The 22,713-nt window shown below is 64.0% G+C and carries 18 protein-coding genes; 14 read left to right on the forward strand and 4 right to left on the reverse strand.

The features are described from left to right. The first annotated feature begins 22 nt into the window (after nt 1–22). The 6 genes from NCR93_RS15210 (at nt 23) to NCR93_RS15235 (ending at nt 10,695) form a co-directional block, all read left to right on the forward strand. Entirely contained in the window at nt 23–1,720 is a 1,698-nt protein-coding gene (locus NCR93_RS15210; protein WP_175979130.1) for a S10 family peptidase, read from the forward strand. An 896-nt stretch (nt 1,721–2,616) separates the two neighbouring features. Next, nucleotides 2,617–4,737: a catalase HPII gene (gene katE, locus NCR93_RS15215; protein WP_175979131.1), complete on the forward strand. Its 2,121-nt coding sequence runs from the start codon at nt 2,617–2,619 to the stop codon at nt 4,735–4,737. A gap of 218 nt (nt 4,738–4,955) precedes the next feature. Further along, the gene (locus tag NCR93_RS15220) at nt 4,956–8,111 is read left to right on the forward strand and encodes an ATP-binding protein (RefSeq protein WP_239295442.1); all 3,156 of its coding nucleotides are present in this window, start codon (nt 4,956–4,958) and stop codon (nt 8,109–8,111) included. 125 nt (nt 8,112–8,236) lie between these two features. Then, a complete protein-coding gene (locus NCR93_RS15225) occupies nt 8,237–8,770 on the forward strand; it encodes a hypothetical protein (protein ID WP_008353800.1) in 534 nt (177 codons plus the stop codon). 227 nt (nt 8,771–8,997) lie between these two features. Continuing rightward, nucleotides 8,998–9,264 carry a hypothetical protein gene (locus NCR93_RS15230; protein ID WP_008353799.1) on the forward strand — a complete coding sequence of 89 codons (267 nt, stop codon included), beginning with the start codon at nt 8,998–9,000 and terminating at the stop codon, nt 9,262–9,264. A gap of 207 nt (nt 9,265–9,471) precedes the next feature. After that, nucleotides 9,472–10,695, forward strand: a complete 1,224-nt coding sequence (locus tag NCR93_RS15235; RefSeq protein ID WP_175979133.1) for a hypothetical protein — start codon at nt 9,472–9,474, stop codon at nt 10,693–10,695. Between the two features lie 15 nt (nt 10,696–10,710). Here NCR93_RS15235 and NCR93_RS15240 read toward each other — a convergent pair whose 3' ends face one another. Together NCR93_RS15240 and NCR93_RS15245 are read right to left on the reverse strand one after the other, a co-directional pair. Next, complete coding sequence (locus tag NCR93_RS15240; RefSeq protein ID WP_175979134.1) at nt 10,711–11,595, reverse strand: DMT family transporter; 885 nt, start codon at nt 11,593–11,595, stop codon at nt 10,711–10,713. 87 nt (nt 11,596–11,682) lie between these two features. Further along, nucleotides 11,683–11,868 (reverse strand): hypothetical protein, encoded by a 186-nt coding sequence (locus NCR93_RS15245; protein WP_008353795.1) that lies wholly within the window; start codon nt 11,866–11,868, stop codon nt 11,683–11,685. A gap of 181 nt (nt 11,869–12,049) precedes the next feature. Here NCR93_RS15245 and NCR93_RS15250 point away from each other — a divergent pair, with 181 nt between their 5' ends. The 6 genes from NCR93_RS15250 to NCR93_RS15275 all read left to right on the forward strand — a co-directional run bounded on the left by NCR93_RS15250 (nt 12,050) and on the right by NCR93_RS15275 (nt 20,223). After that, the gene (locus tag NCR93_RS15250; RefSeq protein ID WP_008353794.1) at nt 12,050–12,805 is read left to right on the forward strand and encodes a DeoR/GlpR family DNA-binding transcription regulator; all 756 of its coding nucleotides are present in this window, start codon (nt 12,050–12,052) and stop codon (nt 12,803–12,805) included. Nucleotides 12,806–13,650: 845 nt separating this feature from the next. After that, a complete protein-coding gene (gene phnS, locus NCR93_RS15255; protein WP_008353793.1) occupies nt 13,651–14,724 on the forward strand; it encodes a 2-aminoethylphosphonate ABC transporter substrate-binding protein in 1,074 nt (357 codons plus the stop codon). After that, nucleotides 14,724–15,785 (forward strand): 2-aminoethylphosphonate ABC transport system ATP-binding subunit PhnT, encoded by a 1,062-nt coding sequence (gene phnT, locus NCR93_RS15260; protein ID WP_175979135.1) that lies wholly within the window; start codon nt 14,724–14,726, stop codon nt 15,783–15,785. Before phnS ends, phnT begins: the two co-directional genes overlap by 1 nt. Next, complete coding sequence (locus NCR93_RS15265) at nt 15,763–16,704, forward strand: 2-aminoethylphosphonate ABC transporter permease subunit (protein ID WP_175979136.1); 942 nt, start codon at nt 15,763–15,765, stop codon at nt 16,702–16,704. The genes phnT and NCR93_RS15265 overlap by 23 nt, the downstream gene beginning before the upstream one ends. A 1-nt stretch (nt 16,705) precedes the next feature. Continuing rightward, nucleotides 16,706–17,524: a 2-aminoethylphosphonate ABC transport system, membrane component PhnV gene (gene phnV, locus NCR93_RS15270; protein WP_175979137.1), complete on the forward strand. Its 819-nt coding sequence runs from the start codon at nt 16,706–16,708 to the stop codon at nt 17,522–17,524. A 245-nt stretch (nt 17,525–17,769) separates the two neighbouring features. Next, the gene (locus NCR93_RS15275) at nt 17,770–20,223 is read left to right on the forward strand and encodes a glycogen/starch/alpha-glucan phosphorylase (protein ID WP_008353789.1); all 2,454 of its coding nucleotides are present in this window, start codon (nt 17,770–17,772) and stop codon (nt 20,221–20,223) included. 8 nt (nt 20,224–20,231) lie between these two features. Here the strand turns inward: NCR93_RS15275 and NCR93_RS15280 are convergent, their stop codons facing one another. Continuing rightward, nucleotides 20,232–20,558, reverse strand: a complete 327-nt coding sequence (locus NCR93_RS15280) for a hypothetical protein (protein ID WP_175979138.1) — start codon at nt 20,556–20,558, stop codon at nt 20,232–20,234. 110 nt (nt 20,559–20,668) lie between these two features. Next, on the reverse strand, nt 20,669–21,076 hold the full coding sequence (locus NCR93_RS15285; RefSeq protein ID WP_008353787.1) for a DUF6232 family protein: 408 nt from the start codon (nt 21,074–21,076) through the stop codon (nt 20,669–20,671). Nucleotides 21,077–21,262: 186 nt separating this feature from the next. On the opposite strand from NCR93_RS15285, the gene NCR93_RS15290 reads away from it, so the two are divergent. Both NCR93_RS15290 and NCR93_RS15295 read left to right on the forward strand, forming a co-directional pair. Beyond that, entirely contained in the window at nt 21,263–21,556 is a 294-nt protein-coding gene (locus tag NCR93_RS15290) for an ArsR/SmtB family transcription factor (protein ID WP_008353786.1), read from the forward strand. A 54-nt stretch (nt 21,557–21,610) separates the two neighbouring features. Continuing rightward, nucleotides 21,611–22,672 (forward strand): alkene reductase, encoded by a 1,062-nt coding sequence (locus NCR93_RS15295; RefSeq protein ID WP_008353785.1) that lies wholly within the window; start codon nt 21,611–21,613, stop codon nt 22,670–22,672. Nucleotides 22,673–22,713 lie beyond the last annotated feature (41 nt).

Below are 22,713 nucleotides of genomic sequence, written 5' to 3' on the forward strand. Positions count from 1 at the left end.
CGACGATTCTGGAGCGATCACGATGAACTCCGATCCACTGGCAGCGAGCGACAAACCTGCGAACGCGGAAGAACCGGCCTTGACCGCCGCCGCGAAGAAAGCGCCGAAGAAGACCACGACGGCGAAGAAGGATCAGCCGTATTTCGATCCGGTCGCGTACGGCAACGGTCCCGACGACGCCATCGCGGCGACCGAGGCCGACGAGAACGCGGCGATCACGCATCACAGCGTGACGATCGGCGGCGCGAAGATCGCTTATACGGCGACGGTCGGCCATCTCGTCACGGTCGATCCGAGCAGTTCGAAGCCGAGCGCGAAGATGTTCTACGTCGCGTTCACGAAAGACGGCGCGAAGGAAGAGGCGCGTCCGCTGACGTTCTTCTATAACGGCGGGCCGGGGTCGTCGTCGGTGTTCGTGTTGCTCGGCTCGTTCGCGCCGCGCCGCATCAAGACGGCGATGCCGGGCTTCACGCCGCCCGCGCCGTATCAGATGGAAGACAACCCGGACAGCCTGCTCGACCGCAGCGATCTCATCTTCATCAATCCGGTCGGCACGGGCTATTCGGCGGCGATCGCGCCGAACAAGAATCGCGATTTCTGGGGCGTCGATCAGGATGCGGGGTCGATCGCGCAGTTCATCAAGCGTTATCTGACGAAGAACAATCGCTGGAATTCGCCGAAGTTTCTGTTCGGCGAGTCGTACGGCACGGCGCGCAGTTGCGTGCTCGCGTACAAGCTGCATGAGGACGGCATCGATCTGAACGGCGTCACGCTGCAATCGTCGATTCTCGATTACGCGCAGGCTGGCAATCCTGTCGGCGCGTTGCCGACCGCCGCCGCCGACGCGTGGTATCACAAGAAACTCGGCGTGCATCCGACGCCGACCAACTTGCTGACGTTCGTGGAGGAAGTCGCGGAGTTCTCGCGCACGGATTATCTGAACGCGCTGCGCAAATTTCCGCAGACGGACGATGAAGTGGTCGAGAAGCTCTCCGAATACACGGGCATCGACCGCGCGACGTTGCTGGCGTGGAGTCTCGATATCGCGGCTTACGACAGCCGGGGGAATTCGCTTTTTCTTACGACGCTCTTGAAGTCGAAGGGCGAATCGCTCGGCTCCTACGATGGTCGCGTGACGGCGATATCGACGGGCATCGCGGGCAAGATCGATCCGAATTCGGGCGGCAACGATCCGACGATGACCGCGGTGAGCGGCGTCTACACGACGATGTGGAACAGCTATCTGAACGAGCAGTTGAAGTTCACGTCGACGTCGTCGTTCACGGACCTGAACGATCAGGCGTTCCTCAACTGGGACTTCAAGCATACGGACCCGACGGGCGAACAGAAGGGCCTGGATTCGAAGGGCAACATCATTCTCTACACGGCGGGCGATCTCGCCGCGGTGATGGCGCTGAACGTCGATCTGAAGGTGCTGGCCGCCAATGGGATGTACGACTTCGTGACGCCGTTCTATCAGACGATCATCGACTTGCAGCAGATGCCGCTGATCGACAAGACGGTGCGGCAGAATCTTTCGGCGACGTTTTATCCTTCCGGACACATGGTCTATCTCGATGGCGGATCGAGGACGCAGCTCAAGGCGGATCTCGCGAAGATGTACGACGAAGCGACCACGAATCATGCGGCTATGAGCCGGATCATTACGTTGCAGAAGACTACGGCGGATAAGTTGGGGGCGTTGTCGCCGGTGGGGTGATGGTTTGCTTTTACCGCGAGGCGGTGGGGTTCGGGGGTTTTTTGTTTTGTTGTCGCCGGATCCCGTATTCGTGTCGGCTCCGGTTTTTCGCCGGATCCCGTTTTCTTAGTGGTCTATTAGCACTGCCCCTGTGCGGGGCGGCACTTACTTTCTTTGCTGCTGCAAAGAAAGTAAGCAAAGAAAGCAGCTTCCGATACGCCCGCGGTCACACGCAGTTTGGGTAGTCCTCTCGTCGTTCGTGGGCTGCCTAAAGAGTGCCCTCATAGGCCCCATCGGGCTTGGCTCGCGCACGGTCTGTCACATCGCACCACACAACAAACTGGTTCAGCACCAAATGGCTCCAGCCCGCTTCGCGGCCGACCGGTCAATCGGGTCCGCGCGTGCTTCGCTACTAACATCTTTATCGCACTGCGCGCGCAAACCGATGGTTTCCCTTGCAGACCCGGCGGCAGCGCGTAGCGCTGTGCCGAAGCTCTTTCGTGCTGAACCAGCGCCCTCGAAGTTATTGGTTGGCAGACCGTGTGCGAGCCAAGCCCGATTAGGTGTTTGAGGGCACTCTTTAGGCGAGTGCCGCCTGGGACGAGAGGACTACCCAAATTGCGTGTGACCGCGGGCCTGAAAAGCTGCTTTCTTTGCTTACTTTCTTTGCAGCAGCAAAGAAAGTGAGTGCCGCCCCGCACAGGGGCAGTGCTAATAGACCGACGCGAAACCGGGATCCGGCGACTACAGCAAAGAAAGTGAGTGCCGCCCCGCACAGGGGCAACGCTAATAGACCACAAAGAAAACGGGATCCGGCGAAAACAACCACGGCGAAAAGCACCCCCGCCCGGGAACATCAATTGCGGTAGAGGACCGCAAGTCCTCACCCAAACCCCGGAGTCCGCAAAAAAATGGCAATGGAGAAGCAACCGCCCGAAGGCGGCGTAGCCCGCACCCCCTCGCAGAGCAACACCAACAAAAAAGTCGAATCCCTCGAAACGTTCCGCTCCGACGCGACCAACCAGGCCCTGACGACAAACCAGGGCGTCAAGATCGCCGATAACCAGAACACCCTGCGCGCCGGCGAACGCGGCCCTTCGTTGCTCGAAGACTTCATCATGCGTGAAAAAATCACGCACTTCGACCACGAGCGCATTCCGGAACGCATCGTCCACGCCCGAGGCTCGGCCGCTCACGGCGTCTTCAAGGTGTACGAATCGCAGGCCGAACTGACGAAGGCCGCCTTCCTGCAAGACCCGTCGAAGGAAACGCCCGTCTACGTGCGCTTCTCGACCGTGCAAGGCTCGCGCGGCTCAGCCGATACCGTTCGCGACGTGCGCGGCTTCGCCGTCAAGTTCTACACCGAAGAAGGCAATTTCGATCTCGTCGGCAACAACATGCCGGTATTCTTCATTCAGGACGCGATCAAGTTCCCCGACTTCGTCCACGCGGTCAAACCCGAGCCGCACAACGAAATGCCGCAAGGCGCATCCGCGCACGACACCTTCTGGGACTTCGTCTCGCTCGTGCCCGAATCGGCGCACATGGTGCTCTGGACCATGTCCGATCGCGCGATTCCCCGCAGCCTGCGCACGATGGAAGGCTTCGGCATCCACACCTTCCGCTTCATCAACGCGCAAGGCAAAGGACGCTTCGTCAAGTTCCACTGGCGGCCGACGATCGGCTCCGCATCGTTGCTCTGGGACGAAGCGCAGAAACTCGCGGGCAAGGATTCGGACTTCCATCGGCGGGATCTGTGGGAAGCGATCGACAACGGCGACTATCCCGAATGGGAACTCGGCGTGCAGATCGTCGAAGAAGAGGATGAACACAAGTTCGACTTCGATCTGCTCGATCCGACCAAGATCATTCCCGAAGAGCTCGTGCCGCTCAGGATGATCGGCAAGCTCACGCTGAATCGCAATCCCGACAACTTCTTCGCCGAAACCGAGCAGGTCGCGTTCTGCCCCGGGCACATCGTGCCGGGCATCGATTTCACCAACGATCCGCTGCTGCAAGGGCGTCTGTTCTCCTACACCGACACGCAGATCAGCCGTCTCGGCGGCCCGAACTTCCACGAAATTCCGATCAACCGGCCACTCGCGCCACTCGCCAACGGCCAGCGCGACGCGATGCATCGCCAGACGATCGACAAGGGACAGGCGTCCTACGAGCCGAATTCCATCGACGGCGGATGGCCGAAGGAAACCCCGCCCGCCGCATCGGGCGGCGGCTTCGAAAGCTACACGGAGCGCGTCGAAGGCTCGAAGATCCGCGTGCGCAGCCCGTCGTTCAAGGACCATTATTCGCAAGCCACGCTCTTCTGGAACAGCATGACCGATCCGGAAAAGGATCACATCGTCGGCGCGTATTCGTTCGAGTTGTCGAAGGTCGAGCGCAAGCACATCCGCGAGCGCCAGCTCGGCATTCTCGCGAACATCGATGAGACGCTCGCCGCGCGCGTCGCCGAGAATCTCGGCTTGCCCGCGCCGAAGAAGAACGCGGATGCCGACGAGCTCGGCAAGTCTTCGGTGACGGAATCGCCGGCGCTGTCGATCGTCGCGAAAACGAAGCCGTCGATCAAGACGCGCAAAGTCGCCATTCTCGCCGCGCCCGGCGCCGATGCCGCGAGCATCAAGGCCGTACAGGACGCGCTGAAAGCCGAGGGCGCGCACGCAAAGGTCATCTCGCCGACGCTCGGCTCGCCCGCGCAAGGCATCGAGGCCGATGCGACCATCCTCGGCATGCCGTCGATCATGTTCGACGGCGTGATCGTCGCGGGCGGCAAGGACAGCGCGAAGACGCTGTCGGAATCCGGCGACGCGCGTCACTTCGTGCTCGAAGCGTTCAAGCATCTGAAGGCCATCGGCGCGATCGGCGACGGCGAGGACCTGCTCGCGGCCGCGCATCTGCCGGGCGGCGAGGAAGGCGTCGCCGTGGGCAGCGACGCGAATGCCGTGCTGAAGAGCTTCATCGAAGCGATGAGCAAGCATCGCGTGTGGTCGCGCGCGCAAAAGGCGGAGTCGGTGCCCGCCTGACGCGCGTTTCGCGCCGCGCAACGAAGCGCGGCTTCATGCGTCACGCCGTCGATATACGCGCCCGGGTGTTTTTGAGACACTAGCCGCACTCGGGTCCATCGGGGCGTGACGTGTTCAATCTAGCGCAGCATCGCGCCGGCGCCGGGCGGGGCGCGTGCGCTGTTCTCGCGTGTGTGCTCTGCATCGCGTGCGGGTTTGCGCATGCGAAGGAGTCCATCGTGATCGGCGCGGTGCCGGGCATGGCGCCGCCGCTCGACATGGCCGATTCGGTGAATCATTGTTCGGCGCGGCCGGGCTTGCCGCGCGGCATCTCGGCCGATTTTGCGAACGCCGTCGCGAGTGCGCTCGGAATCGATCCGGACTGGCGCTTCTTTCCCGACAGGCCGGCGATGATCGCGGCGCTCAGGCTCGGCGACATCGACATGGCGACGGGCGCGACAGGCGAAGATGCCGGCGAACCGCTCGCGTTCAGCCGCCCGTATCTGCCGACGAAGCTGATCTACGTCGAGCCGCTCCATTCCCATCCGCCGACGCATCGGCTTGCTTACGTGGCCGCGCAGACATCGCCGGCGCGTCTGCGCGCGGCGTATCCATCGCTCGAACCCGTGGCTTATCCCGATCTGACCGGCGCGCTGCTCGCGGTGTCGCTCGGCGACGCGGACGCCTTCGTCGGCGACATGACCGTGGCCTCGTACACGATCGATCATTTCGATTTGCCGAACCTGACGATCACCGGTTTCGCGACCTTCGACGAAGGCGGCTACAGTTTCGCGTTCGCGCCCGGACGCGCCGACGCCGATGCGCTGCGCAAGCGCGTCGACGATGCGCTCGCCGCATTGCCGCCGAGCTTCGCGCTCGTGACGCACGAGCGCTGGCAGCCGGCGGCGTCCGCGATCACGCGCAACACGCCGATCCCGCTCACGCGCGAGGAAGCAGCGTGGATCGCGGCGCATCCCGTCGTGCATTATTCGATGCTCGCGCAGGCCGCGCCGCTGATGTTCCGCGATCAGCGCGGCAACGCGGCGGGCATCGCCGTCGATATCCTCGACGCGATCGCGCGCGTGACCGGCTTGCGCTTCGAGCCGCGCATACGCACGTCGATGGCGCAGTTGCGCGCCGATCTGAAGAGCGGCGCGTCCGCGATCGTGCCGTTCAGTCTCGGCGCGTTGTCGCCGTTGCCCGGCGGCGAGGCGACCACGCCGACGGGCGAAAGCATTTTTGCGATCGTGACCGCCGTGGGCCGTCCGCCCTTGCGCGACGCCGCCGCGCTCGCCGGCAAGCGCATCGCGATTCCGCACGATTGGCCGATCCTGAACTTCGTGCGCGAGGATGCGCCGCAAGCGCGCATCGTCGATTCGAAACCGTTCGACGGTCCGTTTCGCGCCGTGGCCAACGGCGACGCCGATGCGGCCGTCGCCGATCTGCCTTTCGCCAATTACGCCGTGGGCAATCCGTTTCGCGGCACGCTCACGATCAGCGGCGTGCTGTCGACGAAGCCGATTCCGCACGGACTCATCGTCAGTGCGGGCGAGCCGGTGCTGCTCGGCATCGTGAATCGCGCGATCGCGAGCCTGCCGCCGCCGGAACTCGAATCGATCCGCACGCGCTGGAAGCTCGCCGAGCATCCCGAAATGATGTGGGAGCGCCGCCGTCCGCAAGTCGAGCTGGGCGCGCTGCTCGGCATTGCGCTTTTGCTCGCGCTCGCGGGCTGGGCGTTGACGCTGCGCGTGCAGATCGCGCGACGGATCGCCGCCGAACGCGCCATGCGCGCCGCGAAGGAAGAGGCGGAAACGGCGAATCGCGCGAAATCGACGTTCCTCGCGACGATGAGCCACGAAATCCGCACGCCGATGAACGCCGTGCTCGGCCTGCTGGAAATGGAGCTGCGTGCGCCCGGCGAGCGCGCCGCGACCAAGCGCGCGCTGTCGACCGCGCATCACGCCGCGCGCGATCTGCTCGGCATGATCGACGATCTGCTCGACGTCGCGAAGATCGAGGCGGAGCGCCTCGTGCTCGCGCCCGCGCCGCTCGAGGTCGAATCGTGGATCGCGGGCGTCGCGGCGATCTACGAGCCGGCCGCCCGCGCTAAGGGCATCGCGCTCGTCGTGAAGCGGCTTTCCGGCGACGGTCCCGTCTGGATTCTTGCCGACGGTCAGCGTTTGCGGCAAATCGTCGGCAATCTGCTCTCGAACGCGATCAAGTTCACCGATACCGGCGCGGTCACGCTCGAACACGACGTCGCGCCGGCGCTGGACGGCAGGCGCGTGGTGACGCTCGCGGTGTCCGATACGGGCATCGGCATCGCGCCCGGGAAGCAGGCGCTGCTGTTCACGCCGTTCGTGCAGACGCACGATGGCCGTGCGCGCAGCGTCGGTGGCACCGGCCTCGGCCTCACGATCAGCAAGCGGCTCGTCGAGATGATGGGCGGCGCGATCGAGCTGGCGAGCGAGCCGGGGCGCGGCACGCGCTTCACCGTGCGGCTCGATTTGCCCGAGGCGGATGCCGTCGCGTGCGCCGCCGATGCGCCGGCCGTGGAGACGGGCGTATCGGCGGTATCGCTTGCGGGCTTGCGCGTGCTCGTCGTCGACGATCATCCGGCGAACCGCATCGTGCTCGACGGACAAATCCGGCTGCTCGGCGGCGTCGCGCAACTGGCCGTAGACGGCAAGAGCGCGCTCGCACGCTGGCGCGCCGCGCCGCACGCCGTCGACGTGATTCTGACCGACTGCTCGATGCCCGAAATGAGCGGCGAGGAACTGGCCCGCACGATTCGCGAGGACGAAGCGAAGCATCCGGCGACGCGCGCCGTGCCGATCATCGGCCTGACAGCGAACGCGCAGCCCGAGGCGGCATTGCGCGCGGTCGCATCGGGCATGAACGCGTGCCTCGTGAAGCCGCTCGGCCTCGACGCGCTGCGCGAGGCCTTGCTCGCCGCGACGCGCGACGGCCGCGTGCCGGTTGCAGCGCCGGTCGCATCGGCGACGCGCGAATCCGGCGAGCCGGTTCTGGATGCCGCGTTGCTCGCCGGTTTCGGTGAGCAGGCCGGGACGCTCGTCGATACGCTGAAATCCGCGAACGCGAGCGATCTCGCCGACGCGCACGCCGCGTTCGCCGACAACGACCACGCCTTGCTGCGCGACATCGCCCATCGCATGAAGGGCGCGGCGGCGGTGATCGGCGCGGCGTCGTTCATGCGCGCGTGCGTCACGTTGCAGCGCGACTGCGAACTGGCGGTCGACGACGATCGCAACGGCGAGGACGATGCGCGCATCGCGGCATCGTTCGCGGCGTTCGTCGCGGCGGCCGAGGCGCTCGATGCGGCGCTCGACGCGGCGTCGGCATCGGTTTGTCCGGCGTCCGGCGCGTCGACGTGACGCGGCTTCGCGGATCGCGAGCAACTCTTCGCGTGCGGCGCGCGTTTCGTGTGCTTTAATTGAACCTCCGATCATCTTGAAAACAAGCGGCGGACCGAGGCCGCGATCGATGGCGCACGAAACGCATGAGTCGAAGGGATACCGGGTTCACCGAGGAACCGAAACCGGGCGCGCGCCGCGCCCGCCGGGCCGCGCGCGCGGCGCTCGCGTGCTGCTGCGCGATGCTCGCATGCGTGCCCGGCACGCCGCGCGCCCAGCGCGCCGAATGGCTCGATGCGCGCGTCACGCAGGCGACCATCGTCGATACGATCTGCATTCCGGGTTACGTCGACCGCGTGCTGCCGTCGTTTGAAATCCAGATGCGTCAGAAGGAGCGGCTGCTCAAGCAGCGCAGCATCGATCCGTCGTTCGCGTCGGAATACGCGCTCGATCATCGCATGCCGGTGCTGCTCGGCGGCTCGCCCAACTCGCCCGCGAATCTCGATCTGCGCCGCTGGGAAGGGCGCGAGGGCCAGCGCCGAAAGGAACGGCTCGCGGTGTACCTGAAGCGCTGCGTCTGCACCGGCGACATGACGCTGAAAGAAGCGCAAACCGCAATGGCGGGCGACTGGCCGAATCGGTATCCGAATCTTTCCAGCATGACCTGTACGGGCCTGTAACGATGCGTTCGGCTTATCCGTCCGATTTAGAACATCTATTGAAATAGGCGGAATGTCGCATCACACGCGCCATTAACGGGATTAGTATGGAGCTATCTCGAAATTAGTCCTGGAGTCGCCATGATGCTCGCGTATGTGTCCCTCTTCGTTGTCGGTACGCTCGCGGCGCGGATGATCGCGAGGCAGAGCCGGCGGCCTGTTTTCGCACGCGCAAGAAGGTGACGGCGATGAACCTGCTCGTCTGGAATCTTCCTCAACGCTGCGCCGCGCGCGACGTGCGGCGATTTCTCGAGCACGAACTCGGGCAGTATGCGAGCGACATCGAAGTTCACGGCGCGGGCACCGCTCACGCCTACGCGACCGCCAGGCTCGCGACCGATGTGCCTTACATCGGCGAGGCGATCGCCCAGAAGCTGTGCCATCAGCGCTTTCACGACGAACCTTTGCGTGCCCGGGCTTCCGCGTCCGGCGACGCCTCCATCCGTCTGCATTGATGTTTCCGCTGCGCCGCGCATCGTCGCGCGTGCGGTCGGAACGAACTTTGCTGCGCTTCCGTTGACGAACCTCAAGTAGCGGCGAAGCCGGCGCGTCGTGCGCGCCGGCTTTTTTGTCGGTGCGCGCAGTCTCGCGCATGGGCCGCTCGAACCGGGCGATCCGGTGGATCGTCCGTTGGCGAATGGCAAAGCGGATCAATCAAATGAATGCATCAGGCAGGAAAGAGCAGGACGAACAAGACGCCGATCGGCGCAAGGTTTCTCGTGTGCGCGGCGGCGGGCGCGCTTCTTTCGATCTCGACGGCGGCTCGCGCGCAGCCTCAGGCGGCCTCGGGCGCATCGGGAGCGGTCGCGCCGGGACGCGTGACGGCGTTGCCCGTCGCGCCCGTCGCCCGCTCTATCCCGGTGCCGCCGATGCCGCAGGGCGCAAGCATTCCGCAAGCCGCGAGCGCGCCCGAGCGCGCGCTTCCCGCCATGCCCGTGCCGATGCCCGCGCAATCGGCTCCGGAAGCGTCGGCTGCATCGGCTGCATCGGCTGCATCGGCGGCGAGCGCAGCCAGCGCGGCATCGGCGGCGAGCGCGGCATCGGAAGCGGCCGTGCCCGAAGTGCCCTTGCCGCCGGAAACACCCGAGCCGAATCTCGCCCAGCGCAGCGGCATGCAGCCGGCCGGCGCGTATGCGATGCGGCAGACCTTCGCGAAGGAAGTCGATCGGCGGCTCAATGTGCCCGTCGCGGATCAGCAGGGCTACGGCCGTCTGCTGCAACGTACGCTGGAAGAAGACGGTCACGGCGGCGTCGTCAACGAATTCGTCGTGATGGTCGATCGCAGCGCGAACGTGCAGGCGATCTTCGTCTATTTCCGCGCGAAGGCCGACGATGCGTGGTCGATGATCGGCGCATCGCCGGTATCGACGGGGCGTCCCGGCAGTTACGATCACTTCCTCACGCCGCTCGGCGTCTTCCAGCATGTGCCGGGCAACATGGACTTTCGCGCCGAGGGCACGCTCAACGAGTTCAAGATTCGCGGCTACGGCGCGCGCGATATGCGTATCTACGATTTCGGCTGGGCCGAAGGCGAGCGCGGCTGGGGCCATGGCGGCAAGTCGCCGATGCGCTTCCAGATGCACGCCACCGATCCCGAGAAACTGGAGCCGCTGCTCGGCATGCGGCATTCGAAGGGCTGCGTGCGGATTCCGTCGACGCTCAACACGTTCTTCGATCATCACGGCATTCTCGATGCGCAATACGAGGCGCGCGTATCCGAAGGCCAGTCGATGTGGGTGCTGAAGGCCACGCGCAAGACGACGCCCTGGGCGGGGCATTATCTCGTCGTCGTCGATACCGGAAGGAAGACGCGGCCCGCGTGGGCGCCGGGTCCGGGCAAGGCGGTGCGCGAGCACATCCCGGCGGGCGCGGACACGGTCGATTGAGGCGTGCCGGGCGTGCTATTTCGAGCGCGCGAGCAGCACGCCCGCGAGCGCGACGCCGAAGCCCGCGAGCTGCATCGCGTCGAGCGTCTCGCCGAATGCGAGATAGCTTTCGAGCGCGGCGAGCGGCGGCGCGAGAAAGAGCAGGGCGGTCGCGCGCGATGCGTCGCCGCGACGGACCATCCATACGAGCAGCGTCGTCGCGACGCCCGAGAGCATCACGATGCCCCACGCGAGCGCGAGCCACGTCGTCGTGGAGACGATGAAGCGATGCTCGCCTAGCGCGATCACGAGCACGAGCGCGACGATCGTCGCGCCCGCGTTCTGCAACGCGCTGGCGCTGCGGATATCGGCGCGCGCGAGCGAAGTCTTCTGATACAGCGTGCCCGCGGTGATCGCGACGACGGCGAGCACGGCGATCGTCGCGACGAGCCATTGCGGCGCGTGTCCGGACGATGCGTGCGTGACGGGCGCGCCGCTCGCCGCGATCTTCGGCGCGAGCACGAGCGCGACGCCGAAGAGGCCGAGCACGAGCCCGCTCCATGCGCGCGGCGAGAGCCGTTCACCGAAGAGCCGCGCGGCGACGGCGGCGGTCAGAAGCGGTTGCAGCGCGCCGAGCAGCGCCATGATGCCCGCGCCCATGCCTTGCGCGACGGCCCAGTAGCCCGCGCCGAGATAGACGCCTTGCAGCAGCGCGCCGGCGAACAGATGCCGGCCGATGTCCCCGCCTTTCGGCCATGGCGCGCGCGTGACGACGGCGATTGCGAGAAACAGCAGCGTCGTGCCGCCGAAGCGCGCGAGCAAATAGAGATTCGGATCGACGTAAGGCGTGATCGCCCTTGCGACGATGAAACCCGTCGACCAGAGAAACACGAAGACGGGCGCGGCGAGAATCGAGACCATGTGAGGCAAGCGGCGAAACGAAATGCCGCAGTATCGGCCGGAACGCTTGCGCGCGTCTTGTCTAACCGTGCACTTCGGCGCGGCGCGTCATTCGATGGTGAACGTATCGAGCGGCTGATTGGCGCGCGCTTCGCCCTCGAAACGCCGCGATAGTTGCGCATGCAAGCGCTTTGCCTCGTCGAGTGTGAGGTCGATCCAGTAGGGATCGCCAGCCGCGTCGTTCAGACGTTCGGGAGGGAACTGGATTTCGATCACCACGCCTTTCTTGTACATCGTGTTGCCTCGTTCAAAGCTCGTGCATAAGGCACGAAGTCTAGCGGAGGCGTGCTTGTCGATTGCGTACCCGGGGGAAAGAATTCATTGCGCGTCGTGGCTTGACGAATCGCGCTTGCCAGAGAAATGCCACATAGGGCCGCTAAACTCCACACGCCGCCTTGCCTTTCTTCATCGAACGATGCTCGCCGAACAACGTCACCAGTACATCCTCTCCGAATTGGACAAGCATGGCGCGCTCGCGGTGGCGGATCTCGTGCGTGCGTTGTCGGTGTCGCGCGAGACGGTGCGGCGCGATCTCAACGCGCTCGCCGGACGCGGGCTCGTGACGACGACGCATGGCGGCGCGTTATCGGTCGACCGGCGCGAGCCGCACGTCGATGTGCGCGAAGCCAAGAACGCGGCGGCGAAACATGCGATCGGCGTGCGCGCGGCGGCGTTCGTGCCGGACGGGGCGTCGCTCGTCATCGATTCGGGAAGCACGACGCAGGCGTTGGCGCGTGCGTTGGGGCAGCGGCATCGGCTGACGGTGTATACGAACGACTGGCGTATCGCGATGTTGCTGGCGCGGCGCAATGGCAATCGCGTGACTTTGCTGGGTGGCGAGATCGCCGATCTCGAAGATGCGACGTTCGGGCTCGATACCATTCAGCAGCTTGCGCAGTATCACGCGGATTTTGCTTTCGTCGGGGCGGGGGGGATTACGAATGACGCGCATCTGACGGATTATTCGCGGCTCGCCGCTGAGGTGCGCGGGAGCATGATCGCGTCTGCTGCGTGCCCGGTCGTGGTTGCTGATTGCTCGAAGTTCGGCCTGGTTTTGCCAGTTAGGATCGCCGGGTTCGAGGCGGTTCGGTTTCTGGTTTGTGAAGCTCTGCCTGAGCGGGGGGTCCGAAGGGCGCTGGCCGCGCGGGGGCTTGAGGTCGTTGTTGCTTGATTTTTGTTGTTCGCTTTCGATGGGTCTCGTATTCGTGTCGGCTCCGGTTTTTCGCCGGATCCCGTTTTCTTAGTGGTCTATTAGCACTGCCCCTGTGCGGGGCGGCACTCACTTTCTTTGCTGCTGCAAAGAAAGTAAGCAAAGAAAGCAGCTTCCGATACGCCCGCGGTCACACGCAATTTGGGTAGTCCTCTCGTCGATCGTGGGCTGCCTAAAGAGTGCCCTCAAACACATAATCGGGCTTGGCTCGCGCACGGTCTGTGTCATCGCACCACACAACAAACGGGTTCAGCACCAAATAGCTCCGGCCCGCTTCGCGGCCGACCGGTCAAGCGGGTCCGCGCGTGCTTCGCTACTAACGTCTTAATCTCGCTGCACTTGCCGCACGTTGGTTTCCCTTGCATACGGGGCGGCAGCGCGTAGCGCTGTGCCGAAGCTATTTCGTGCTGAACCACCGCGGTAAAGGGAATGGCTCGTCAGACCGTGCGCGAGCCAAGCCCGGTTAGTCCTTCGAGGGCACTCGTTAGGCGAGTGCCGCCTGTGACGAGAGAACTACCCAAATTGCGTGTGACCGCGGGCCGTGACGAGCTGCTTTCTTTGCTTACTTTCTTTGCAGCAGCAAAGAAAGTGAGTGCCGCCCCGCACAGGGGCAACGCTAATAGACCGACACCATAACGGGATCCGGCGAAAAAGCAGACACCAAAGAACAAACCACAAGCCCCTTGGCGAAATATGCAAATACGTGGCGACCCGTGGCGCCTTCACGTCGATGTCACACATCTCTGCAATATTCCGGGTCGAAGGTCGCCCCCGACCTTCATCGATCCCCGACACGAGAGACCACCATGACCCGCGATTCCCGCTTCGCGCGCACTGTGCTGCCGGCGTTTGCCGCCGCGTTTGCTCTGCTTGCCGCGATGCCCGCTCACGCCGCCGACGCCGTCGTCCTCTACACCGCCGATGGCCTCGAGAATCTCTACAAGGACGTGCTTCCCGCATTCGAAAAGAAGGAAGGCGTGAAGGTCAACATCGTCACGGCGGGCAGCGGCGAAGTGGTGAACCGCGCGACCGTCGAAAAGGATTCGCCGAAAGCAGACGTCCTCGTCACGCTGCCGCCGTTCATCCAGCAAGCGCAACAAGGCGGCCTGCTGCAGCCGTATCAGAGCGTGAACTACAAGAACGTGCCCGCCATCGCGAAGGAAAAAGACGGCGCATGGGCCACCTTCGTGAACAACTATTTCTCGTTCGCGATCAATCCCGAAGTCACGAAAACCGCGCCCAAGACCTTCGCCGATCTCCTGCATCCGAGCTACTCCGGCAAGATCGCATACTCGAATCCAGCCACGGCAGGCGACGGCATGGCCGTCATCATCCTGACGTCCGCGCTGATGGGCGAAGACCAGGCTTTCAATTACCTGAAGGATCTCGAACAACACGCGAAGTTCCATACGAAGGGCACGGGCTATCTCGACGTGCTGCTCTCGCGTAACGAGATCGCATTCGCGAACGGCGATCTGCAAATGGACCTCGACGATGCCGCGAACGGCGGTCTCTCCATCAAGCCGCTCTTCCTGTCGCACAAGGCAGGCGAAGCGCCGAGCACATTCCAGCTTCCGTATGCAATCGGCCTCATCAAGAGCGGACCGAATCAGGCGGCGGGCAAGAAGCTCATCGACTATCTGATGTCGTCGGATGTGCAGTCGAAAGTGCCCGATATCTACGGCATCCCCGGCCGCACCGACGTGCCGCTCGCCGGCAAGAACGGCGAAGCCGTCAAGCAGGCGATCTCCGGCGTGAAGCTTATTCCCGTCGACTGGAACGAAGTCATGCAGAAGAAGGCGGGCTGGACCGAGCGCTGGAAGACCGAAGTGATCGGCAACACCGGCAAGCAGACCGACGTCGTCAAGCCGAAGTCCTGATGAGCGCCGTCCCCAAGGAAGCGTTCGGCGTCGATCAAACGCCGGGCGTGCACATCGATCGTCTGACGGTGCGCTTCGGCACGCGTACCGTGCTCGACGATCTCTCGCTTCGGATCGAACGCGGCGAATTCCTCACCGTGCTCGGCCGGAGCGGATGCGGCAAGACCACGCTGCTGCGCTTCATCGCCGGCTTCGTGAAGGCCGATGCGCTCGCGGGCACGCTCGCCGTCGCGGGCCGCGATCTCACGCACGTGCCGCCGCATCAGCGCAATCTCGGGCTGCTGTTCCAAAGCTATGCGCTGTTCCCGCATTTCTCGGTGTTCGACAACGTCGCGTTCGGCTTGCGCGCACGCAAGCTGAACACGGGCGAGATCGCGCGACGCGTCGCCGATGCGCTCAAGCTCGTGCAGCTTTCCGATGCCGGTCACGTCATGCCCGCGCAGCTTTCCGGCGGCATGCAGCAGCGCGTGGCGCTGGCGCGCGCGCTCGTCATCGAGCCGGACGTGCTGCTGCTCGACGAGCCGCTCTCGGCGCTCGATGCGAATCTGCGCGCTTCGGTGCGCAGCGAGCTGAAGGCGTTGCATGAGCGCTTGCCGAATCTGACGATCGTCTGCGTGACGCACGATCAGGACGATGCGCTCGTGCTCTCCGACCGCACGCTGCTGATGCGCGATGGCCGCATCGCGCAACTCGGTGCGCCGCGCGAGCTGTACGACGCGCCCAACGATGCGTTCGTCGCGCGCTATCTCGGTGCCGCGAATTTGCTGCCGCCGCGCGTGGTGTATCCCGTCGGCGATGCGCGGCACGACGAGCGCGAACGTCTCGCGTGCATTCGTCCCGAACGATTCGCGATCGCGCCGTTGGGAGAAGGCCATCTGCATGGCACGATCGCGTCCGTCGAATGGTATGGCGCGGCGCTTTCCATTTCCGTTGCGCTCGATGCGTTGCCCGGCGAGCCCGTGCTCGTGACGACGCAGCGCGGCCATTCGCGCATGCCGGACAAAGGCGCGCGCGTTTCCCTTCGCTTCGAGGCTGACGATGTCGTCCTTGTTCGTCCCTGACAGCGTCGCGCGCGACGAACGCGGCATCTGCGACGCCTATCTCTCCGCGCAATTCGCAGCGCACGCCAAAGAAGCGCAACGCCGCGAGCGCAAGGCGCAGTGGCATCTGCTCTTCATTCTCGTCGTCGTGCTCGGGCCGCTCGTGGTGTATCCGCTCGCGCGCCTCGTCATGTCGAGTGTGACCGGGCCGCACGGTTTCTCGCTGCACGCGTACAGCGCGTTCTTCAGCAACCCCGAAACGCGCGGGATGATCGGCACGACGCTCGGGATTCTCTTCGCGAGCGCGAGCATCGCTTCGTTGCTCGGCGTCGCGCTCGCATCGATGCTGTTCTTCAGGCCGTTCGCGCTCGCGCGCCTGCTCACGCGTTTTCTGGAATTGTTCGTCGCGTTTCCGTCGTTTCTGGTCGCGTTCACGCTGATCTTTCTATACGGCTCGCAAGGTTCGGTGAGCATCGGTCTGCAGCGGATCTTTTCGCTCGATGCGCCGCCGCTCGATTTCCTTTTCGGCATCGGCGGCGTGATTCTCGCGGAGGTCGTGTTCTATGCGCCGTTCGTCGTGCGTCCGACGCTCGCATCGTATGCGACGCTCGACATGCGGCTCGTCGAAGCCGCAAAGAGCCTCGGCGCCGATGGCTGGATGGTCGCGACGAAAGTCGTCTTGCCGCTCGCGTGGCCGGGCATCGCGGCAGGCACGATCCTCTGCTTTCTGCTGACGTTGAACGAGTTCGGCATTCTGCTCGTGCTCGGCAGCGCACATCTGATCACCTTGCCGATCGCGATCTACAGCGCCGCGACCGTCGACCTCGATCTGGCCACCGCGGCCGCGGGTTCGGTCGTGATGCTGTTGATGTCGCTATCGCTCTATGCGTTGTATCGACGCGTGAATCGGCAAACGAGTCGCCGTTCGGGAGAGCGCTGACATGCAACTCATCGCTGCTGCGTTCAGACCTCGCGCGCTCCTGCGTCATGCGTTCACGGGCCTCTTCGCGTTGCTGTGCTTCTGGCTCTTCGTGCTGCCGGTGATCGTCGTCGCGTTGTCGAGCGTCGCGTCGCACTGGTCCGGCACGATCCTGCCCGATGGTTTTTCCACGCGCTGGTTCGCGCGTCTTTCATCGAGCGATCTCGATGCGGTCGCGACGAGTCTCGAAGTCGGCCTGGGCGTCGCGTTTCTCGGCACCGCGCTGGGACTCTGGCTCGCGCTCGCGCTGGAAGGACGCGACCGGCGCGGTCTCGGCGCACTCGTCGATGCCGTCGCGATGATGGGCAGCGGCGTGCCGAGCGTCGTCCTCGGGCTCGCCGTGTTGATCGCGTATCACAAGCGTCCGCTCGATCTGTCGGGATCGGCCGCAATCGTCGTGCTCGTGCAACTCGCGCTCGTGTTGCCGTTCTGTTATCGATGCGCCGCCGCGGCGCTGCGCCCCGAGCTCACGACGCTGCGCGAAGCCGCCGCGAGTCTCGGCGCGCCGCCGCGCATGGTGCTCGCGCGCGTGGTATTGCCGCAACTCGTGCCCGCGATCCGCGCGAGCCTCGCGCTCGGTTTCGCGCTCTCGCTCGGCGAACTTGGCGCGACGCTCACCGTGTATCCGCCCGGATTCGCGACGGTGCCGATCGTCGTCGTCGGGCAGGTGAATCGCGGTTACTATCTGCCGGCGTCCGCGCTCTCGCTGATTCTGCTGGGCGTATCGCTCGCGGCGCTTCTGCTGATCGCCGCACGCGCGCCACGCCGCTCCATCGCATGACAAACATACGGAATCCGAACTAAATATCGATGCCATCATGTGCCCGCAAGCTCTTCGTTAGCAATTTGCGGGCCGCTCTCCGTTTCCGCCTTGTCATACCAAAAAAAATAAAACTGGCGTAACCTGCACGTTCAGGCACGTCCGCACCCGCCAGACCGGGGCAGGGCGCCAATTCGGTGCGTCCGGATTGAACTCCCGTCAGGCTTTCGCGGTCGTTGCATATGTTGCAAACACCGGAGGTTTCGATGACATCCGTCGATCTGGAATTCGACCAGCTCAACAGTACCGTCGATGCGCTCAGGCGCTCCATCTCGAACCGCCTGATGTACGGCGTCGGCAAGGATGCAGTCACCGCGCAGCCGCGGGACTGGCTTCACGCCGCTGAACTGGCCGTGCGGGATCGTCTCGTCGCGCGCTGGATGCGCACCACGCGGCTCCAATACGAACAGGACGTGAAACGCGTCTACTATCTGTCGATGGAATTTCTCATCGGCAGAACTTTCAGCAATGCGCTGCTCGCGCTAGGCATCTACGACGAAGTGCGCGATGCGCTCGCCGGCTTGGGCGTCGATCTCGCGGCGCTCGAGGAACTCGAGCCGGACGCCGCGCTCGGCAATGGCGGCCTCGGACGCCTTGCGGCCTGTTTCCTCGATTCGATGGCGACGGTCGGCGTGCCGGGCTTCGGCTATGGCATCCGTTACGAATACGGGATGTTCCGTCAGACGATCGTCGACGGCAATCAGGTCGAGATGCCCGATTACTGGCTGCGCGCGGGCAATCCGTGGGAGTTTCCGCGGCCCGAAGTCGTGTACACCGTGCATTTCGGCGGGCGCACGGTGCAACATGACGATCGCACCGACTGGATCGACACCGAGCACGTCAACGCGATGGCCTACGACACGGTTATTCCCGGCTTCGCGACAACGGCCACCAACACGCTGCGCCTGTGGTCCGCGCGCGCAACCGACGAGTTCGATCTCTCCGCGTTCAATCAGGGCGACTATCGGCGCGCGGTGGAGGCGAAGAACACATCGGAACATGTGTCGCGTCTCTTGTATCCCGACGACTCGACTCAGGCCGGACGCGAGTTGCGTCTGCGTCAGGAATACTTCTTCGTCTCCGCGACGATGCAGGATCTGATACGCCGCTATCAGCGCACGCATACGCACTTCGGTCGGCTCGCGGAAAAGGTCGCCGTGCATCTGAACGACACGCATCCGGTGCTCGCGATTCCGGAGTTGATGCGCCTGCTCGTCGATCGGCATCATCTGCCGTGGGACAAGGCGTGGAAGCTCGTGCAGCAGATGTTCTCCTACACGAATCACACGCTGATGCCCGAAGCGCTCGAAACATGGGACGTCGAGATGCTCGCGCGCTTGCTGCCGCGGCATCTGGAGATCATCTTCGAGATCAACGCGCAGTTCCTGAAGCAAGTCACCGAGAAGTTCGGGCGCGATGTCGAGCTGATTCGGCGCATCTCGCTCGTCGATGAATTCGGCCAGCGGCGCGTGCGCATGGCGCATCTCGCGATCGTCGCGAGTCACAAGGTGAACGGCGTATCGAAGCTGCACTCGCAACTGATGGTGCAGAACATCTTCTCCGACTTCGCGCGCATGTATCCGGAGCGCTTCACGAACGTGACGAACGGCATCACGCCGCGCCGATGGCTCGCGCAGGCGAGTCCGTCGCTGTCATCGCTGATCGACAAGCGGCTCGGGCCGCGCTGGCGCACCGATCTCTTCGAGCTTGGCAGGCTGCGCGAATGGCGCGACGATCCGGAGTTCTGCAAGGCCTTTCACGATGCGAAGTTCGCCAACAAGCTGCGGCTCGTGGAACGCGCGAAACGGGACGCCAACGCGATCATCAATCCGGAAGCGCTGTTCGATCTGCAGGTGAAGCGCATCCACGAATACAAGCGGCAATTGCTCAACATCCTGTATGTGATCGTGCGCTATAACCGCATCCGCGAAAATCCGGAGCAGGACTGGACGCCGCGCGTCGTGATGTTCGCGGGCAAGGCGGCGTCCGCGTACAAGATGGCGAAGAACATCATCAAGCTCATCAACGATGTGTCCCGCAAGATCAACACGGACCCGCTCATCGGCGATCGGCTGAAGGTCGGCTTTATTCCGAACTACGGCGTTTCCGTGGCCGAGCTCATCATTCCGGCGGCGGATCTGTCGGAGCAGATTTCGATGGCGGGCACCGAAGCATCGGGCACCGGCAACATGAAGCTCGCGTTGAACGGCGCACTGACAATCGGCACGCTCGATGGCGCGAACATCGAGATCTGCGATGCCGTGGGGCGCGAGAATATTTTCATCTTCGGCAACACGACCGACGAGATCGAATCGTTGCGCGCGGCGGGTTATCGGCCACGGCAGATTTACGAGGAAAACGCGGAGCTGAAAGTCGCGCTCGACCAGATTCGACTCGGGCACTTCTCGCCGGAAGAGCCGCACCGTTTCTACGACATCTTCCATACGCTCGTGGACTGGGGCGATCACTACATGGTGCTCGCCGATTTCGACAGCTTCGACAAGACGCAGACCGAAGTCGATCTCAAGTACCGCGACAAGGATGCGTGGACGCGGAGCGCGATCGAGAACGTCGCGGGCATGGGCATTTTTTCGTCGGACCGCACGATCGCGGAGTATGCGCGCGACATCTGGCACGTCGAGCCGTTGCAGATCACCTGACGACGCGTTCAGCGCCGTGTGATGCGCGTAATGCGCGTCACGCGGCCGAGCGTTGCGTTGGGAAAATGCGCGGTGAGCGTGCCGATGACATCGTCGATGTCATCGCGATCGGTCTCGACATGGAGCGTGGTGCAATCGCGGAGGCGGCTCGTCTCCACGATATAAGCCTGCGTGCCCGCGCCGAACGCATACGCGAGCATGTCGCGTGCGGCCGACGAATCCAGTCCCGGAACGGTGAGATCGAACGCGACGCAGTGGCGTGCTTCGCGGCGGCGCGGCGAGCCGCCGTTGACCACGCGCGAAAGAGCGATCGAGTCGAATGTGCGGATATCCATCGATGGAAGCCGTCCGGCGACGGCTCGTTGTGGCGATGCCCGCACTCTAGCGCCGCGCGCCTAAAGGCCGGGCTAAAGAAGCGCGCCGCCGTGTAAACGGCGCATCAAGATCAGGCTTGCGATGACTTCGCGCCTGCGCTCGCCGCATGTTTCGCGACCGCCTCGCCGACGAGCGCCGCGACCTTGTCCGCGAATTCCTGATCCTTCGTGATGAGCACTTCGCGCTCGCCGTCGGGCGTCGCGACCATCAACTGATAGATCACGTCCTGCGTGATCCAGGTGAGATAACCCACGACGACGATCATCACGCCGAGCACGAGCGCCGCGCCCGAGCCGGTGAAGATGCCCGCGCCGAGCACGATCAGCCCGATCAGCGCGATGATGATCGGCAAAGGCTTCTGGCGCGGGATCATCACGACGCGCGCGGCGCGCAGATCGCGCAGCGGAATCATCTGACCGGACGCCGAGAGTCCGGCGCGCGAAAGCGTCACGCCACGTTCATTGAAAGGAGTATCCATAAGGTTTGTGCAGTCTTCTTGCAGCCGATGAAACCGGGGAGCGTACCAGACGGCGCGGCGCGGCGGCATGTCGCACATCGACGCATTCGGCGGGGTTTGCATATCGTAAATTTACGATATATACTTCGCAGCAAGACGATTCGGAACAGGCTGCACGTTCCGTCCGTCAGACGCACGAGCAACGAAATGGACATCGACGCAATTCACAAGGCCCTCGCCAACCCCCTTCGCCGCGAGATTCTGGAATGGCTGAAGGAACCCGAGCTGCATTTCCCTGATCAGGAATTGCCGCACGTGCACGGCGTTTGTGCGGGTCAGATCGATGGGCGCTGCGGCATGTCGCAGTCCACCGTTTCGGCGCATCTCGCGACCTTGCACAAAGCCGGACTCGTCACCACGAAGCGCGTTGGACAGTGGGTGTTCTTCAAGCGCGACGAAGCGGTCATTCAGGCGTTTCGCGATTCCATCGGGAATCTCTGAGCTTGCTTGCCATTCGGTGAAAGTCTGCTTTCAATTTCATTAGGAATCCAATTCATGTCGACTCTTTTCGATCCGCTTAAAGTTGGCGCACTCACGTTGAAGAACCGCATCATCATGGCGCCGCTCACGCGTCAGCGCGCGGGCGTCGAACGCGTGCCGAACGCGTTGATGGCGCAGTACTACGCAGACCGCGCATCGGCGGGGCTGATTCTGAGCGAAGCGACGTCGGTGACGCCGCAAGGCGTCGGCTATGCCGACACGCCGGGCATCTGGTCCGACGAGCAAGTGGAAGGCTGGAAGCTCGTCACGAAGGCCGTGCACGAAGCGGGCGGCAAGATCTTCCTGCAACTGTGGCACGTCGGCCGCATTTCCGATCCGATCTTTTTGAATGGCGAACTGCCGGTCGCGCCGAGCGCGATCGCGGCGGGAGGACACGTGAGCCTCGTGCGTCCGCAGCGTCCGTACGTGACGCCGCGCGCGCTCGAACTGGATGAAATCGCCGGTGTCGTCGCGGCGTACCGCAAGGGCGCGGAAAACGCGAAGCGCGCGGGCTTCGACGGCGTCGAAGTGCACGGCGCGAACGGCTATCTGCTCGACCAGTTCCTGCAGGACAGCACGAACAAGCGTACCGACGCCTACGGCGGCCCGATCGAAAATCGTGCGCGCCTGCTGCTCGAAGTCGTCGATCAGGCTATCGAAGTTTGGGGCGCGGATCGCGTCGGCGTGCATCTCGCGCCGCGCGCGGATTCGCACACGATGGGCGACAGCGATCGCGCCGCGACCTTCGGTTACGTCGCGCGTGAACTGGGCCGCCGCAAGATCGCGTTCATCGCGGCACGCGAGCATGAAGCCGCCGACAGCCTCGGGCCGCAATTGAAGAAGGCGTTCGGCGGCGTGTATATCGCCAACGAAGGCTTCACGAAGGCCAGCGCCGAAGCGATCATCGCCCGCGGCGACGCCGATGCCGTCGCGTGGGGCAAGCCCTTCATCGCGAATGCGGATCTGGTGCGCCGCTTCGAAGTCGATGCCGATCTCAACAACTGGGACACGTCGACGTTCTATGCGCCGGGCGCGAAGGGCTATACGGATTACCCGTTGCTCGAAACGGCGGAATAAGACGCGTCGAAGTTAGCGTCTCGATGAAAACAGCGGCTCCG

Origin of the sequence: Caballeronia sp. ATUFL_F1_KS39 (assembly GCF_023630985.1) — a bacterium.
In the GTDB taxonomy this organism is placed as follows: domain Bacteria; phylum Pseudomonadota; class Gammaproteobacteria; order Burkholderiales; family Burkholderiaceae; genus Caballeronia; species Caballeronia zhejiangensis.

What these genes read in the sequence shown, in the direction of transcription:
- NCR93_RS15285 (WP_008353787.1), bottom strand. Translation starts at nt 21,076, where the DNA reads ATGGATACTCCTTTCAATGAACGTGGCGTGACGCTTTCGCGCGCCGGA.
- phnT (WP_175979135.1), top strand. Translation starts at nt 14,724, where the DNA reads ATGAGCGCCGTCCCCAAGGAAGCGTTCGGCGTCGATCAAACGCCGGGC.
- NCR93_RS15250 (WP_008353794.1), top strand. Translation starts at nt 12,050, where the DNA reads ATGCTCGCCGAACAACGTCACCAGTACATCCTCTCCGAATTGGACAAG.
- NCR93_RS15210 (WP_175979130.1), top strand. Translation starts at nt 23, where the DNA reads ATGAACTCCGATCCACTGGCAGCGAGCGACAAACCTGCGAACGCGGAA.
- NCR93_RS15225 (WP_008353800.1), top strand. Translation starts at nt 8,237, where the DNA reads ATGAGTCGAAGGGATACCGGGTTCACCGAGGAACCGAAACCGGGCGCG.
- NCR93_RS15290 (WP_008353786.1), top strand. Translation starts at nt 21,263, where the DNA reads ATGGACATCGACGCAATTCACAAGGCCCTCGCCAACCCCCTTCGCCGC.
- NCR93_RS15245 (WP_008353795.1), bottom strand. Translation starts at nt 11,868, where the DNA reads ATGTACAAGAAAGGCGTGGTGATCGAAATCCAGTTCCCTCCCGAACGT.
- NCR93_RS15295 (WP_008353785.1), top strand. Translation starts at nt 21,611, where the DNA reads ATGTCGACTCTTTTCGATCCGCTTAAAGTTGGCGCACTCACGTTGAAG.
- NCR93_RS15275 (WP_008353789.1), top strand. Translation starts at nt 17,770, where the DNA reads ATGACATCCGTCGATCTGGAATTCGACCAGCTCAACAGTACCGTCGAT.
- phnV (WP_175979137.1), top strand. Translation starts at nt 16,706, where the DNA reads ATGCAACTCATCGCTGCTGCGTTCAGACCTCGCGCGCTCCTGCGTCAT.
- NCR93_RS15235 (WP_175979133.1), top strand. Translation starts at nt 9,472, where the DNA reads ATGCATCAGGCAGGAAAGAGCAGGACGAACAAGACGCCGATCGGCGCA.
- katE (WP_175979131.1), top strand. Translation starts at nt 2,617, where the DNA reads ATGGAGAAGCAACCGCCCGAAGGCGGCGTAGCCCGCACCCCCTCGCAG.
- NCR93_RS15280 (WP_175979138.1), bottom strand. Translation starts at nt 20,558, where the DNA reads ATGGATATCCGCACATTCGACTCGATCGCTCTTTCGCGCGTGGTCAAC.
- NCR93_RS15240 (WP_175979134.1), bottom strand. Translation starts at nt 11,595, where the DNA reads ATGGTCTCGATTCTCGCCGCGCCCGTCTTCGTGTTTCTCTGGTCGACG.
- NCR93_RS15230 (WP_008353799.1), top strand. Translation starts at nt 8,998, where the DNA reads ATGAACCTGCTCGTCTGGAATCTTCCTCAACGCTGCGCCGCGCGCGAC.
- NCR93_RS15265 (WP_175979136.1), top strand. Translation starts at nt 15,763, where the DNA reads ATGTCGTCCTTGTTCGTCCCTGACAGCGTCGCGCGCGACGAACGCGGC.
- phnS (WP_008353793.1), top strand. Translation starts at nt 13,651, where the DNA reads ATGACCCGCGATTCCCGCTTCGCGCGCACTGTGCTGCCGGCGTTTGCC.